Source organism: Mucilaginibacter rigui (assembly GCF_014773275.1).
Taxonomy (GTDB): Bacteria; Bacteroidota; Bacteroidia; order Sphingobacteriales; family Sphingobacteriaceae; genus Mucilaginibacter; species Mucilaginibacter rigui_A.
On record NZ_JACWMW010000001.1, the window covers coordinates 42,174 to 57,118 of the forward strand.

General features: G+C 42.8%; 14 protein-coding genes. 8 read left to right on the plus strand and 6 right to left on the minus strand.

Translation table 11 applies throughout. The annotated features are described in order from the left end of the window. Positions 1-12: 12 nt before the first annotated feature. The 4 genes from uvrC to porW form a co-directional block, all read right to left on the minus strand. Entirely contained in the window at positions 13-1,848 is a 1,836-nt protein-coding gene (gene uvrC / locus IDJ75_RS00185; RefSeq protein ID WP_191173607.1) for an excinuclease ABC subunit UvrC, read from the minus strand. 32 nt (positions 1,849-1,880) lie between these two features. After that, on the minus strand, positions 1,881-2,144 hold the full coding sequence (locus IDJ75_RS21425) for a four helix bundle protein (protein WP_394368089.1): 264 nt from the start codon (positions 2,142-2,144) through the stop codon (positions 1,881-1,883). Positions 2,145-2,318: 174 nt separating this feature from the next. Further along, the gene (locus tag IDJ75_RS00195) at positions 2,319-4,574 is read right to left on the minus strand and encodes a penicillin-binding protein 1A (RefSeq protein WP_191173608.1); all 2,256 of its coding nucleotides are present in this window, start codon (positions 4,572-4,574) and stop codon (positions 2,319-2,321) included. A 4-nt stretch (positions 4,575-4,578) separates the two neighbouring features. Beyond that, complete coding sequence (gene porW, locus IDJ75_RS00200) at positions 4,579-7,431, minus strand: type IX secretion system periplasmic lipoprotein PorW/SprE (RefSeq protein ID WP_191173609.1); 2,853 nt, start codon at positions 7,429-7,431, stop codon at positions 4,579-4,581. A 117-nt stretch (positions 7,432-7,548) separates the two neighbouring features. Here porW and IDJ75_RS00205 point away from each other — a divergent pair, with 117 nt between their 5' ends. The 8 genes from IDJ75_RS00205 (at position 7,549) to atpG (ending at position 13,444) form a co-directional block, all read left to right on the plus strand. After that, the gene (locus IDJ75_RS00205) at positions 7,549-7,779 is read left to right on the plus strand and encodes an AtpZ/AtpI family protein (protein ID WP_191173610.1); all 231 of its coding nucleotides are present in this window, start codon (positions 7,549-7,551) and stop codon (positions 7,777-7,779) included. Between the two features lie 81 nt (positions 7,780-7,860). After that, positions 7,861-8,247 carry a hypothetical protein gene (locus tag IDJ75_RS00210; RefSeq protein WP_191173611.1) on the plus strand — a complete coding sequence of 129 codons (387 nt, stop codon included), beginning with the start codon at positions 7,861-7,863 and terminating at the stop codon, positions 8,245-8,247. Between the two features lie 32 nt (positions 8,248-8,279). Next, a complete protein-coding gene (gene atpB / locus IDJ75_RS00215) occupies positions 8,280-9,356 on the plus strand; it encodes a F0F1 ATP synthase subunit A (protein ID WP_317173718.1) in 1,077 nt (358 codons plus the stop codon). A gap of 47 nt (positions 9,357-9,403) precedes the next feature. Further along, positions 9,404-9,613 (plus strand): ATP synthase F0 subunit C, encoded by a 210-nt coding sequence (gene atpE, locus IDJ75_RS00220; protein WP_191173613.1) that lies wholly within the window; start codon positions 9,404-9,406, stop codon positions 9,611-9,613. A 99-nt stretch (positions 9,614-9,712) separates the two neighbouring features. Next, complete coding sequence (atpF, locus tag IDJ75_RS00225) at positions 9,713-10,207, plus strand: F0F1 ATP synthase subunit B (RefSeq protein WP_191173614.1); 495 nt, start codon at positions 9,713-9,715, stop codon at positions 10,205-10,207. An 83-nt stretch (positions 10,208-10,290) separates the two neighbouring features. After that, positions 10,291-10,839, plus strand: a complete 549-nt coding sequence (gene atpH / locus IDJ75_RS00230) for an ATP synthase F1 subunit delta (protein WP_191173615.1) — start codon at positions 10,291-10,293, stop codon at positions 10,837-10,839. A gap of 34 nt (positions 10,840-10,873) precedes the next feature. Then, positions 10,874-12,448 carry a F0F1 ATP synthase subunit alpha gene (gene atpA, locus IDJ75_RS00235; RefSeq protein WP_191173616.1) on the plus strand — a complete coding sequence of 525 codons (1,575 nt, stop codon included), beginning with the start codon at positions 10,874-10,876 and terminating at the stop codon, positions 12,446-12,448. Positions 12,449-12,538: 90 nt separating this feature from the next. Beyond that, complete coding sequence (gene atpG, locus IDJ75_RS00240; RefSeq protein WP_191173617.1) at positions 12,539-13,444, plus strand: ATP synthase F1 subunit gamma; 906 nt, start codon at positions 12,539-12,541, stop codon at positions 13,442-13,444. 206 nt (positions 13,445-13,650) lie between these two features. On the opposite strand, the gene IDJ75_RS00245 is transcribed toward atpG, so the two are convergent. Together IDJ75_RS00245 and IDJ75_RS00250 are read right to left on the minus strand one after the other, a co-directional pair. Continuing rightward, on the minus strand, positions 13,651-14,316 hold the full coding sequence (locus IDJ75_RS00245; protein WP_191173618.1) for a basic secretory protein-like protein: 666 nt from the start codon (positions 14,314-14,316) through the stop codon (positions 13,651-13,653). A gap of 63 nt (positions 14,317-14,379) precedes the next feature. Next, positions 14,380-14,823, minus strand: coding sequence for an SRPBCC domain-containing protein (locus tag IDJ75_RS00250; protein WP_224746440.1), 444 nt, complete (start codon positions 14,821-14,823; stop codon positions 14,380-14,382). Between the last annotated feature and the right edge of the window lie 122 nt (positions 14,824-14,945).

Here is a 14,945-nt window from a genome sequence, read left to right on the forward strand (position 1 = left end):
GGAATAAGGTGCTTATTCATTACTGCCAACAGGGCCGGCTATATCACTCGTAGCCGGGTTAAAGTATTGGGTAATGGCTCGGGCTTGTTTCAGGTTCACTACTTCCTGTAATTCGGTTTCGGTTGCTTCGCGGATCTTTTTAACCGATTTAAAGTATTTCAACAGTTTTTCGGCAGTGGTTTTGCCTATTCCTTCAATCAGTTCAAGTTCGGTAGCCAGGGTGCCCTTATCACGTTTTTTACGGTGGAAGGTGATGCCAAAACGGTGTGCCTCATCGCGCAGCTGCTGGATCACTTTGAGTGTTTCCGAGCGTTTATCAAGGTAAAGCGGGTACTGGTCGCCGGGGTAGTAAAGCTCTTCCAGCCTTTTAGCAATGCCAATAACGGTAACTTGCTTATCAATACCCAAAAGCTTTAAACTTTTCATAGCAGATGAAAGCTGGCCTTTACCACCATCAATAATGATGAGCTGTGGTAGTTCGGTTCCCTCGTCAAGCATACGGCGATAACGGCGGTGTACGGCCTCTTCCATGGTGGCAAAGTCATTAGGCCCTTCAACGGTTTTTACGTTAAAGTGGCGGTAGTCTTTTTTTGACGGTTTGGCGTCCTTAAACACCACAATTGCCGATACCGGGTATTTGCCCTGGAAATTGGAGTTATCAAAACACTCAATGTGGCGCGGCAGGGTATTCATACGCAGGTCTTTCATCATCAGGCTTAACAGGCGCTCGGTACGTACCTCGGGGTTTAGTTTTTCATACTGATCTATCTTTTCCTTTTTAAAGAACATCACGTTCTTTTGCGACAGATCAAGCAGCTTACGTTTCTCGCCAAGCTTAGGCACCGTGAATTTTAGTTTAATGTCGTCTACATCTATCTTAAAAGGCACAATGATTTCTTTAGAAGTGCTGTTGTACCTGGTCCTGAACTCGGTTATGGCAATGGTTAAAAGTTCCTCATCGGTCTCGTCAAGCCGTTTCTTAAGCTCGATAGTTTGTGTTTGGGTGATGGTGCCGTTCATCACCTTCAGGAAGTTTACAAAAGCATATTTCTCTTCGGATGCGATGCTGAAAACATCCACATCGGTAATAGATGAATTTACAACCGTGGATTTACTTTGGTAGTTCTCCAGCAGATCCTGCTTCCTTTTCAGCCGGTGGGCCAGCTCAAAGTTAAGCTCGCTTACAGCTTTGTCAAGGTCGCTTTTCAGGCTGCGTACAACGTTACCGATCTTGCCGTTCAAAACATCTGTTATCTCGCCAATGTTATGGTCGTAGTCGGCTTCTGACTGGTAGTCCTGGCAAGGGCCTTTACAATTGCCCAGCTGGTATTCCAGGCAAACCTTAAATTTGCCTTTTTCTATATTCTCGCGGCTTAAGTTGAGGTTACAGGTACGCAGGGGATAAGTTTCTTTTATCAGTCCTAAAATAGTATGCATCATACTTACTGAAGCATAAGGGCCAAGGTATTTTGAACCGTCTTTAATGATGCGGCGTGTCCAGAAAATGCGGGGATAGTTCTCGTTCTTGATAATGATCCATGGGTAGGTCTTATCATCTTTCAGCATTACATTGTAACGCGGCTGATGCTTTTTGATAAGGCTGTTTTCCAGCAGCCAGGCATCCACCTCGGTATCAACAATGGTAAATGTGATATTGCGGATCTTGGATACCAGCACCCTTGTTTTGGCATTTATCTGGGTATCCTTATTAAAGTACGAGCCTACACGGTTACGCAGGTCTTTAGCCTTACCAATATATATCAGCTCTTTCTCGCTGTCCCAATACTGGTATACACCCGGTTTGTGCGGTATATTTTTTAAAGCTTCCCTGTAATCGAATTTCTCCATACTCTGGTTCACTGGTTCATTTGCTCATTAGTTCATTGGTCTGCTTTGAGACCGGATGACTTACCAATAAACTTTAAATAACTATTCAACTTAATGTGAATGGGTTGAAGATTTTCAATAAGTGTGTTGAATTGATCTTCGCTAATAAGGTTTCTCGTTCTTGCTTTTTTCAGCCAACCTTTCGTTTCTAAAATAGATCCTCGGCTAAAATAACAGAAGTTTCGGTTCTCTTTATAATGATATCTGCCGTACCCCTCGGCTATATTAGCGCCGATAGAATCAGCTGATCTTACTATTTGCTTTCCAACTGTATCTTATGCTAAATAATCCCACTCGCTTACTAAAAACCAAATTTCGTTGCTAAAGGTTTCGGCTAACTGGTACAATTCTAAATCTTCAAGATTATAATAACTCATAATATATTGAACGATCCAACCAATGAACTAATGAACCAGTGAACGAATGAACAATTAGAAATCTAACTTCTTATCCACATCGCTTGTTCCCGTTTGCTGCTGGCTGTAGGCGCCGCAATCAAGCGTGATAGATACCCCTGATTTTGGCGGCACAAAATCAACATTCTTTTTAATGCCGAGCGCTGGGTTGGCATAAATGCGTTTCATATAACCGGCAAATATAGGCAGGGCCGTATTTGCACCCTCACCCAGGCGGGTTGTACGGAAGTGGATATCGCGGTCTTCACAGCCTGTCCAGATGCCGGTAACCAGTTGTGGGGTTATCCCCATAAACCACCCGTCTGAGTTATCGTTTGTTGTACCTGTTTTACCACCGATGGGGTTGGTTAAACCATACTTGCCGCGTAACCTGTAGCCGGTACCTTCCTGTATAACACCTTTTAACATATAGGTCATTACGTAGGCGGTTTGGGGGTTCATGGCCTGTACAATTCGTGGGCTGTTATTATATAAAACGTTCCCGTTTTTATCTTCTATACGCAGCAGATAGGTGGGTTCTGTCCACACGCCTTCATTTACAAATGCGGAGTAGGCACCTGTCATATCAAATACCGACGCATCAAAACTACCCAGGCAAATGGAAGGGTAAGGTGGCACGTTACTTGTTATCCCCATTTTTTTGATCAGTTCGGCAACAGGTTCGGGCTTAACCTCATTCATAACATAAGCTGTAACCCAGTTTTGCGAATTAGCCAAAGCCGTACGCAGGGTAATTACACCGGGTATTGTACCCGTTTGCGACGAGCGGGGCGTCCAATCGGCACCGTAGCCTTTTATGGTGATGGGCTCGTTAGCTACCTGCATACATGGCGAAATGCCATTTTCAATAGCCACGGCATAAGTAAACGGTTTAGCGGTTGAGCCAACCTGCCGCGTACCCATTTTTACCTGGTCGTATTTAAAATGCTCAAAGTTGGTGCCGCCTACCCAGGCCTTAATGTAACCGGTTGTTGGGTCCATACTCATTAAAGCGTTACGCAGCATCATTTTGCAGTATACTATAGAATCGATAGGCTTCATCAGCGTATCAATATCACCACGCCAGGTAAACAGGTTCATCTTTACCGGGGTGTTAAAATCTTCGGTAATTTCTTCTTCCGATTTCCCCTGCGCTTTTAAAGCGATATACCTGTCTGAGCGGTGCTTGCCTTTTTCCAGTAAGTTTTTAAAGGTTGGGATGCTCTTCCAAAGGCTGATGCCTTTCCAGTGCGCGTTAAACTGAGCCTGCAGGGTACGCATATATTCTTTCTGGGCTTCCTCGGCGTATTGCTGCATGGTGGCATCAATGGTAGTGTATATTTTAAGTCCGTCGCGGTCAAGGTCATAAGGGGTAGTGCCATCCGGCTTCATGATAGATTTATCAACCAGTATTTTTTGCACCTCTTTTTTCAATACGGCCCTAAAATAAGTTGCAATGCCTTCATTATGGTCAATAGGCCTAAAAATTAAGCCGAGCGGTTTTGCTTTATATTCTTCAGCCTGTCCATCACTTAAAAGGCCCTCTTCGTTCATGCGGCGTAATACAAAATTGCGTCGGTTTTTTGCATTATCGGGGTGGTTAATAGGCGAGTAAATGCCCGGCCCGTTTATCATCCCTATTAAAAGTGCAGCCTGGTCTGGCGTAAGCTTATCGGGCGTGGTGTTAAAATATGTACGGGCTGCCGAGCTGATGCCATAAGTGTTATAAGCACCAAAATCAACAGTGTTTAAGTACAGGGTCAGGATCTCTTCTTTAGTGTAGTTGCGCTCAATTTTAACGGCGGTTATCCATTCCTGTAATTTTTGGATGATACGTTTAAATGGGTTGTGGGCCCGCTCTGAGAAAAGGTTTAGTGCCAGCTGCTGTGTAATGGTACTGCCGCCCTGTTTTTTACCTACCAGGTTGTACAATACAATGCTGAACGTACGCTGAAAATCTATCCCGGAGTGCTGGTAAAAACGGGTGTCTTCGGTAGAGATGAGCGCGTTAATTACGTTTGGCGAGATCTGTTTGTAAGTTACGTTTGAGCGGTTTTTTATATAATATTTACCGATGATCTGCTTGTCAGACGATATGATCTCTGATGCCTGGTCGCTTTTGGGGTTCTCCAGTTCACGGAAAGATGGAAGCGGGCCAAAGACCTGGAAAGCTATCAGCAATATCATGATCACAAAAAAGGCAAAGCCGGCTATAAACAACCGCCATATATACCAGTTGTAACGTCTTATATCCTGCGAGCTAATACTATTCTTATTGTTTTTGTTGATCATTCCTTTAGTAGTGTTTTTGATAATAATCTATGTAATTATCTAATGTTTTTTGGTCTGCTAATTTATCCAGATTTTCTTGTGTTATGATAAAAAAGCTGTATTTATCCTTCGGTACCTTCATAATATCGGGCATAAGCGGGATTATAGCACGGGCATAATCTTTAACATTGGTAAGGTTTGCAAAACGGCCAACGTATATCAGCTGGTTATCGGTACCTACTGCTTTTAGCTGGTGTTTAATGGTATTGCCCTCAAAATTTACCCTGTTAAACTGCCCGATACCAAAACGCGAAGAGGATAAATTAGTTGTACCGGTACTCACATTTACCACAAAGTAATAGTTGGTACTATCGCGCATGTTAAATATCGATGGCGCTTCTTTAACGGGCTGTGCTGCCGGCTGGGTTGGTGGTACAATTACCTGTGCCGGTTGTGTAACAGTAGCCGGTGGTGTAATAGCCGTTATTGCCGAAGCTTTTTCTTCTATCACCGGCGGGGCAACAGGCTTGGGCTCGGGTTTGCGTACATCTGCAACGGGTTCGTATTTTTCAGCTTTAACCCTGTATTCTGTTTTCTGCTGATAAACAATAGGGATAGTAAACTGCGGGTCGTTCAATTCACGGTCTGATATTATTATCGGGCGCGCAGCCAGTTCTGCCTGGTTGGCGGTAATATAGGCCAGATGTTGGTTTACTAATGGCGTTATCAGCTTATCGGCAGGGTATTTGGTTACTATTTGTTGCAGGTCATTATTAAACGGGGCCAAGGGTTCCTGGTGGCCTGCGGCAAAAGCACGCAGGTAATAGATCTGCGCGGCAAGCCTGTTGTTTGGGTATTGTGCCATTAACGCATCGGCGGCGGCTATTACCTGCGGATATTGTTTGGCGGCATACAGGTCATACACTTTATTATATAAGGTGCTGAAACCGCTATCCTCATCACTTATGTGTTTGGCGTAATCAGGGTCGAGGATGATTTTGGCGAATGGTGTTTGCGGATAATTTTTAACCAGCAACTGTTTATACTTATCAGACGATGCCGGCACGTTTGTTTCGGCGTATAAACGGTACAGGTTATAGTAAATGGCCGGTGTATTATCACTATCGGGGAAGCGATTCAGCAATAGTTCATAAGCGGCAATGGCTTCCTTCTTATCGTCCAGTATGTCACGGTAAAAGTTGGCAATATCCAAATAGGCATCAAACATGCGTTTGTTTGATTGCGCCATTAATACAGGCGTAAGCGGCAGGTTTTGTATTAAGCTTTGCCTGTAATTACCCGCGGTGGCTTTGTTTTGGGCAGCATTATTTACTACATCATTCGCAGGTGCATCAGGGTCGCCAATTTGCTGTATAGCAGCCGAATTGTTTTGGGTGATATCGCTGCTTGCACGATTGGCCCTGCGCCAGTTATCTTCTAAACGGCGGTTTCCCCACACGCGTTTAAAGTTGCTAAAGCCTTGGCTTATGGCATTGCTGCTGGCAAAATAAAAGTTATCGCCATTTGGTGTGCTTTCTTGCGGGGGCTGGTTTACATTAGCCATACCTTTGTTTTGTGCAGCACTTACCGGCGATGGTTGTGATTTAAGTACTTGCGCATCCACCATTTTATCAATACGTGCAAGGCGGGTGGGCTCGTCCAGTTTGGCCAGCATCTGTAAAGTATCCTCGCGTGATATGGTTTGCAGCCTGTCGGCCAATATTTGCAGGTTATCGCTTTTCTTTTTAATGATGGCGTAATTAGGGTAATTGGGCGACAGGTTAACCAGCGCGCTATCATAATATTTACCGGCACCGGTGTAGTCGGCTTTATTTTTAAATAAAACATCGGCCATACGCAGGTAGGAGAGGCCTTTCTGGCTTTGGTTTTTTGTACTGCTGTTAACCGAGAGGCGATAGCTTTTCAAAGCGTTATCAATTTCGCCATCGTTGTATTGCAGTTGTGCTATCTGAAAGTATATCTGATCAATAAAATCTTTGTTGTTGGAGTTCTTAAGTAACGACCGCAAGCGGGTAAGCCTGCTTACTTTTACACCGCTCTGGCTATCCTCAATACGTATACGGTTTAGGTTGGCATTAAAGGCCATATCAAACTCTACGTTGCTTTTGCTAACACGGGTATAGTTTGCTATGGCGTCGGCGGGTTGGTGGTTAAGCTCCTGCAATTGCGCCAGGATAAAAGTCCATCGTAATTTTTGATCGCTTGAGCGGGCGTACTGTACAGCCATCTTTGCCATTTCTTCGGCATCCGTATATTCCTGTACGTTTATATCATACTGTAGTTTAGTGGCATAAACATCGGCTGTTATTTTTTTCTTTGGGTTGATGTTTTGCAGGGCGCTGTCTAAAGTGGCCTTAGCATCAGCAGGTTGATTGATGTATAATAGCGACCGTGCCTTGTAAACCAGGGCTTCCTGTTTCAGGTCGGCATTGGCACCAAATGACCGGATAACATAGTTGGCATATTCAACTGCATCAAAATAATTCCCGTCGAGGTAGTTGGCCTTACTAAGCAGCAGGTAAGCATCGCCCAGGTAATGGCTTTGCTCTTTTACACTAATAATGGTATTGGCCTTTGCTTTAACTTCATCAAGCTCTTTATCGGGCACATCGCTTTTGGCGACGGTATCGCGGTAAACGCTTAAAAGTTCGGTATAATCATCTACGTAAGCTTCTTCGTAACCGGCTTGTTTTGCACGCAGTAGTTCGTTAGCGTTAAAAAGGATGTTGTATTTGGCGGTAAGGTTTTGCAGGCTACGGTTAAGGGCGCTCTTTTTTTCGAGCGAGCACCCCGCAATAACCATTACTATTGCAAGCAAAAAAAACTTTTGTACAGAAATGGTATAAGTGTGCCTCAATGGAATAATATTGTAATTATTAAACTGTAAAACATTAAAATAAAGCCTACAGTCAAGGTTTATAAATGCCTTGCTAAAATACTAAACATTATGCAATAGGTTTAATAAATTTGCAGCATGGCAGAAAATGAACAACCCGGTACTAATAAGGAAGGCAAGGCTATAAACGCTTATGCTAAATATACCGGCCTGGCTTTCCAGATGATAGCGATTATTGGCATCTTTGCATTCGCCGGTTATAAAATTGATGAAGCTACCCATCATGATACCAAATGGGTTACCGCAGCGCTTACATTGGCCGGTGTTTTTATATCATTGTTTATTGTTATCAGATCTGTAAGAAATTGAAACCATCATGAGTTACCGCTCAATAACCAACATAAATAAACTCATGATAGCTTCATTGCCTTTAAAAAACAGATTACTGTAATGAAAATACAACCTGCCCTTATCTCGTTTGCCATTTTTGTAGTGGTTTTGGCCATACTGCCGATATGCCTTGCACTTACCGGCAACGCTAATTTATTGATACCGCATTTTTGGGGAATGTTCGCCTATATTACCGGCCTCACATTTTTAATAGTTATTGCAATATTATTTACTCAAAAAATAAACCCCGAAAACTATGCCCAGGTTTTTTTGGCCGGCACTGTTTTTAAAATATTGGCCTGCCTGGCATTTATGGTGATATTTTTACTCAAAAATAAGGTAGAAAAGGGTGTTTTTGCGGGCAATTTCTTTTACTTATATTTCTTAAATACGGCCTTTGAAGTTTACGTTTTGTTGCGTAACTTGCGCAACCAAAATTTAAAGTAAAAAACTTTATTTAGATGTATAAAAGCTCAATTTTGAAATCAAAAATTTTTACACTTTTACGAATTTGTGCCGTTTTTTTAACGCTGACCGCATTTTCGATACCGGCGTTTTCGCAAGAAGAACACGCTGAGCATGCTGAAGGCGCTGAAAAAAAGTTTGAGCCAAGCGAAGTGATTTTAGAACACATTGCCGACTCGCATTCCCTGCACCTTTGGGGCGAAACTTCATTACCACTACCGGTTGTATTATATACTGATAAAGGCCTTGAAGTTTTCTCATCAGCACATTTTGAGCATGGACATGCAGATTATACCGGTAAATATTATACTTACCGCTTAATTAATGATAAAGTAAATATTGTTGGCGAAAATAATACGGTTGCAGAAAGCTCGAGTATTATTAAATGGAACAGCAACTTAACCGATCTTTCCATCACCCGCAATGTGGTAAGTATGTGGATGTCTATCGCGTTCCTGCTTATTATATTCTTCAGTGTGTCATCGGCCTATAAAAAACGCCAGGGTAAAGCGCCAAAAGGCTTGCAGTCTTTTATAGAGCCGCTTATACTTTTTGTACGTGATGATATTGCCCGCCCAAATATTGGTTACAAATACCAGCGCTATATGCCGCTGTTGTTAACTGTATTCTTTTTTATCTGGATCAATAACCTGATAGGCTTAGTGCCTTTCTTCCCGGGTGGTGCAAACTTAACGGGTAATATAGCGGTAACGCTTGTGCTTTCTGTTATCACTTTAATAGTGGTAAACCTTAATGGTAACAAACACTATTGGAAACACATATTCATACCGGCTGATGTGCCTGTTTGGATATGGCCTTTATGGTGGGTTATTGAGTTGGTGGGTATCATATCAAGGCCTTTTGCGTTGATGATACGTTTGTTTGCCAACATTACAGCAGGGCACATTATTGTGCTTAGCTTAATATCGCTGATATTTGTGTTTAAGTCGGTTGGCATTGCGCCGGTATCAGTTGCTTTTGTGGTGTTTATGGATGTGCTTGAGTTGCTGGTAGCAGCGCTGCAGGCTTTCATCTTTACGCTGTTAACCGCTTTATTTATCGGTACAGCTATTGAAGAGCACCACCACTAATATTTGTAAATAATTATATACTATATATTCACTTTAAATTTAAAACAATGTTTGGAAGTATCGCTGCACTTGGTGCAGGTTTAGCCGTAATTGGTGCCGGTATAGGTATCGGTCAAATTGGTGGTAAAGCTGTTGAAGGTATTGCACGTCAGCCTGAAGCTGCTTCAAAAATCCAAACTGCAATGATCATCGCTGCCGCTCTTGTAGAGGGTGCTGCTTTGTTCGGTGTGGTTGTGTCTTTCCTGGGCTTGAAATAATATTTCTCCTCAAGGACAAAAAAATTAACCGTTCCCGTTGCGATTGGCCGCGGGCACGGTTATTAAATTGATTTTTTAAAATATATACATCATATAATAATGAATCCATTAGTTACCCCCGATATTGGTTTAGTGTTCTGGACAACGGTATCATTCCTGGTGCTGTTTTTCTTACTTGCCAAATTTGCCTGGAAACCTATTATGGGTGCCCTTGACGAGCGTGAGCGCTTTATTGAAGATGCGCTTTCAAAAGCAGAGGCTGCTAAAGAAGAGATGTCTCGTTTAACAAATGAGAACGAAGTTTTAATAAAGCAAGCACGTTTAGAGCGCGATGCAATTTTGGCCGAAGCTAAAAAGGTTAAAGACCAAATTATAGCTGATGCCAAAGATGCGGCACACAAAGAAGGTGCCCGCCAGATTGAGCTTGCCCGTATAGATATACACAACCAAAAGGCAATTGCTATGGCTGATGTTAAAAACCAGGTTGCAGCTTTATCATTAGAGATTGCTGAGAAAGTATTGCGTAAGCAATTTGAAGACCAGGGCAAACAGGATGCATTAGTTGCTGACCTGCTTAAAGAAGTTAAGTTATAATTTAGACATGAGATATTAGAATTTAGACATGAGACAAAAAAACGTCTCACATCTAAATTCTAACATCTCAAATCTCAACAACAATGTCAGAAATAACAGTAGCATTAAGATACGCGAAAGCACTAATTGACCTTGCCGAGGAGCAAAAAGCCCTTGAAACGGTTAAGACAGATATGGAGCTTTTTCTGAATACTGTAAAAGGTAGCTCGGAGTTGGCGGCTGTTTTAGCCAACCCTATTATATCGCACAGCAAAAAGATAAACATAATTGCTGATGTTTTTGGCAGCAAAGTAAGCAAGGTAACTTTGGCTTTCTTAAATATTATGGTTAATAAAGGCCGTGGCGAGGTGTTATATACTACCGCTAACGAATTTATTGGTTTGTATGATATTAAGAACCATATTACCAATGCTAAAGTGGTGACAGCATCGCCACTATCTGCCGAGAACAAGAAGAAAATGCTTGACGATGTGCAGAAAGTAATTGGCGGTACTGTTAAGCTTACTGATAAAGTTGACCCATCACTAATTGGTGGTTTTGTACTTACTGTAGGCGACAGGCAGGTTGATACCAGCATTGCCCACAGCTTAAAACGAATGAAAAAGGATTTCGCACAAGTTGCGATCAAATAATATTAAATTAAAAACTCTAAAATAAATTCAAAAAATGGTAGAGGTAAGACCAGACGAAGTATCAGCAATTTTGCGTCAGCAATTAGCGGGCTTTAAGTCAGAATCTGAACTAGAAGAAGTGGGTACCGTACTCCAGGTGGGTGATGGTATTGCACGCGTTTACGGATTAACTAAAGTACAATCAGGTGAGCTGGTTGAATTTGATAACGGTTTACAGGGTATAGTACTGAACCTTGAAGAAGATAACGTGGGTGTGGTATTGTTGGGTAGGTCTGACGATATCAAGGAAGGTGACAATGTAAAACGTACTAACCGTATCGCATCTATCAACGTAGGCGAAGGCATGCTTGGCCGTGTTGTAGATACTTTAGGTAACCCAATTGACGGTAAAGGCCCGATACTTGGCGAAACTTACGAAATGCCTTTAGAGCGTAAAGCTCCGGGTGTTATCTATCGCCAGCCGGTAACCGAGCCATTGCAAACAGGTATCAAAGCTATCGACGCTATGATCCCTATTGGCCGTGGCCAGCGTGAGTTGGTTATTGGTGACCGCCAAACAGGTAAAACTGCGGTTTGTATCGATACCATCATCAACCAGAAAGAATTTTACGATGCCGGTAACCCGGTATATTGTATATATGTAGCTTGTGGCCAAAAAGCCTCTACAGTTGCAAACATTGTACGCACGCTTGAAGAGAATGGCGCTATGCCTTACTCTATAGTTGTTGCAGCTAACGCTTCTGACTCTGCTACCATGCAGTTCTTTGCCCCGTTTGCAGGTGCTGCAATCGGCGAGTACTTCCGTGATACAGGCCGCCCTGCTTTGATCATTTATGATGATCTTTCTAAACAGGCGGTTGCTTACCGTGAGGTATCGTTATTATTACGCCGCCCACCGGGCCGTGAGGCTTACCCGGGTGACGTATTTTACCTGCACAGCCGTTTATTAGAGCGTGCCGCTAAAGTTAACAGCAACGATAGCATTGCGCAGCAAATGAACGACCTGCCGGAGTCTATCAAACACATCGTTAAAGGTGGTGGTTCATTAACCGCATTGCCTATTATCGAGACACAGGCAGGTGACGTATCAGCATATATCCCAACCAACGTGATCTCGATCACTGACGGTCAGATCTTCCTGGAGTCGAACTTGTTCCTGGCTGGTATCCGTCCCGCAATTAACGTAGGTATCTCGGTATCACGTGTGGGTGGTAACGCGCAGATCAAATCGATGAAGAAAGTTGCGGGTACACTTAAGCTTGACCAGGCCCAATACCGCGAATTAGAGGCGTTCTCTAAATTCGGTTCAGATCTGGATGCATCAACCAAAAACGTAATTGACAAAGGTGCACGTAACGTAGAGATGCTAAAGCAAGGCCAGTTTTCACCGGTAACGGTTGAAAAACAGGTAGCTATCATCTACTTAGGCACCAAAAACCTGATGCGTAACGTACCGGTTAACAAAGTGCGTGAGTTTGAAGCAGAATTTACCACTCAGTTAGAGCAACGCCACCCAGAAGTGCTGGCTGCCCTTAAAGCAGGTAAATTTGATGACCAGTTAACAGGTGTACTGGAAACAGTAGCTAAAGAACTGGCGAGTAAATATTAATTAGTAGTAAGTAATTAGTATCAAGTATCAAGTACTAGGACAGGAAAGTCTAAATACTTGATACTCGATACTTGATACTAAAACAAAAGAATGGCTAATTTAAAAGAAGTAAGAAACAGGATAGCATCCGTAAGCTCAACACAGCAGATCACCAAGGCCATGAAAATGGTTTCGGCAGCAAAGCTGAAAAGGGCAACCAATGCTATTGTACAATTACGCCCGTATGCTGATAAGTTGAAAGATTTGTTAGCAAACCTATCGGCAAGTTTGGAGGATGGTGCATCGCCTTACTTGCAGCAGCGCGAGCCGGTACGTGTATTGGTTGTTGTTGTATCATCAAACCGTGGTTTGGCAGGTGCTTTTAATACCAATGTTATTAAAACAGCCAATAATCTTATTGCCGAAAAATATAGCGAGCAGTTAAGGAAAGGCAATGTATCTATCGTTGCTATCGGTAAAAAAAGCCAGGAGTTTTTTCAGCGCCGTAAGTTTAATGTTATTGGTAACAATAACGACTTATACCTTGACCTGAACTTTATTAATGCCTCAAAAATTACTGAAAGCATTATGCAGGGCTTTATCAATGGCGATTACGACCGTGTTGAGCTGGTGTATAACCATTTCCGTAATGCGGCTGTACAATATCAGGTTGCAGAGCAGTTATTGCCTGTGCCACTACCAGAAGCTAAACCAGCCGAAACAGTAAAAACTAAGGATGCTGTTATTGAAGCACAGGTTAACTACATATTAGAGCCTTCGCAGGAAGAGATTGTGGAGCAACTGATCCCTAAGAATATAAAAATACAGTTATACCGTGCCGTTTTAGATTCAAACGCATCTGAACATGGCGCACGTATGACCGCGATGGATAAAGCGACTGAAAACGCAGGCGACTTGTTGAAAGCTCTGAAACTTTCATACAACCAGGCACGCCAGGCAGCCATCACTACCGAGCTTACCGAGATTGTGAGCGGTGCAGCAGCATTAGGTGGTTGATTGGTTCGACAGGTTCACCATGACAGGAATATCAGTCTGAGTTTATCGAAGACACTATACAACAAGAAAGGCTTTCCAATTTGGAAAGCCTTTCTTGTTTGTTTTAAATTATATGTCATTGCGAGGAGCGTAGCGACGTGGCAATCTCAGCATATCCGCTTGTCCGCTGAGGTTGCCACGCTATCGCTATGACATGTTTGATTGTTTTATATCGCGGGGTTAGCGGAATAATCCTTCCACAACTCATCAACAGTTTTGCCGGTAAGTTTTTTCCATGATTCGGCTGTATATGTATGGTCGCGCATTTGGCTGTCGAGTTTTTTAACCGTGCCCTTTTTAATCTTGGTTTCTACCCAAACTAAGAACCGTGCGGTTATGCGGTAAGCGTTATCATAGTTTTGGGTTGGTTTATAATCGGGCAGTTTCCAGTTGGCAGCAGGGTTAGCTACGCCATGTTCATTACGTACGTAATCTGCAATGCCTTCGGTTAACCAGCCTGGCCCGTCAAAGCTGCCGTAATCCTGCGCAATGTGCATTACCTCGTGGGTAACCACATCAATATCATTTGGGTGTTTGGTCATGTAAGCAACGCTGAAAACAACGCGGCCATTATCAGTAGCGGCAACTCCATGGTAAGCCGTATCGATGAAAAAGTTTACCGTCTTCAGGCTCTTTTTGTTGTACTCCTTAACAATTTTAGGGTACACGGTAAAAAATGTGCTGATGAGCTTCTGTTTAATACCCTCATCAAAATGCTCGTCATTGCCAGATACGATCAGCGTATAACCGTCTTTTTTTATGGTATCTATACCTGCGGCAAAACCGGTGCCGCATATCAGGCTTGTAAGTAATAGTAATGCTAATTTTTTCATAGGGCAAAAATAGGCTAAATGAGCAATCGCAAGCCACAGTACCGTAAAAAGCCTGATACAATACTATTCCTCGGCAACAGTTTTTAAAACCTCCAGCGCTATGGGCCAGGTTGCTGTAAAGTAATCCATAATACCCTGGTCCAGGTTTAATCCGCTCAAATCAACTGTTAACAGGGTTTTATCACCATCGGGCGTTAAAGTGTAATTTTCAAAAGCACCTGCAATTTTTTTGGCATTCTCGCTTGTATAATCTTCAACGCCATTAATAAGTTCGCCCAGCATTTTAAACGACATGTGTTCGTAAGGGATATTTCGTACAATAACAGATATCATCCCACGGTCTTTACCATCGGCAAATAAAACCTTGCTGCCTTCCTGCCAGTCGGTAGTTACAGTAGACCCTTCGCAAAATGTGGCTGTCCACACCGGATAAGTTGTTTCACCCCAAAGGGTTTCCCAAACCTTTTTACGCGTCGCATTTATAGTGATCTTAAATTGTTCTTTCATGATTGTAACTTTAATAACACAAAGGTGGGCAGCCAGATTAATAAGCGACGGGGGTAATAGCGACAACTTAAGAGGCAAATCAGGACAAATTGTGCCTGTCTTTCAATATTTTAATAAAAACG

Excerpts from the sequence above, each read along its gene's own strand:
- IDJ75_RS00205 (WP_191173610.1), top strand. The coding sequence starts at position 7,549 with ATGGCAGAAAATGAACAACCCGGTACTAATAAGGAAGGCAAGGCTATA.
- atpE (WP_191173613.1), top strand. The coding sequence starts at position 9,404 with ATGTTTGGAAGTATCGCTGCACTTGGTGCAGGTTTAGCCGTAATTGGT.
- atpH (WP_191173615.1), top strand. The coding sequence starts at position 10,291 with ATGTCAGAAATAACAGTAGCATTAAGATACGCGAAAGCACTAATTGAC.
- IDJ75_RS00210 (WP_191173611.1), top strand. The coding sequence starts at position 7,861 with ATGAAAATACAACCTGCCCTTATCTCGTTTGCCATTTTTGTAGTGGTT.
- atpA (WP_191173616.1), top strand. The coding sequence starts at position 10,874 with ATGGTAGAGGTAAGACCAGACGAAGTATCAGCAATTTTGCGTCAGCAA.
- uvrC (WP_191173607.1), bottom strand. The coding sequence starts at position 1,848 with ATGGAGAAATTCGATTACAGGGAAGCTTTAAAAAATATACCGCACAAA.
- atpG (WP_191173617.1), top strand. The coding sequence starts at position 12,539 with ATGGCTAATTTAAAAGAAGTAAGAAACAGGATAGCATCCGTAAGCTCA.
- IDJ75_RS00250 (WP_224746440.1), bottom strand. The coding sequence starts at position 14,823 with ATGAAAGAACAATTTAAGATCACTATAAATGCGACGCGTAAAAAGGTT.
- IDJ75_RS00195 (WP_191173608.1), bottom strand. The coding sequence starts at position 4,574 with ATGATCAACAAAAACAATAAGAATAGTATTAGCTCGCAGGATATAAGA.
- IDJ75_RS00245 (WP_191173618.1), bottom strand. The coding sequence starts at position 14,316 with ATGAAAAAATTAGCATTACTATTACTTACAAGCCTGATATGCGGCACC.
- atpF (WP_191173614.1), top strand. The coding sequence starts at position 9,713 with ATGAATCCATTAGTTACCCCCGATATTGGTTTAGTGTTCTGGACAACG.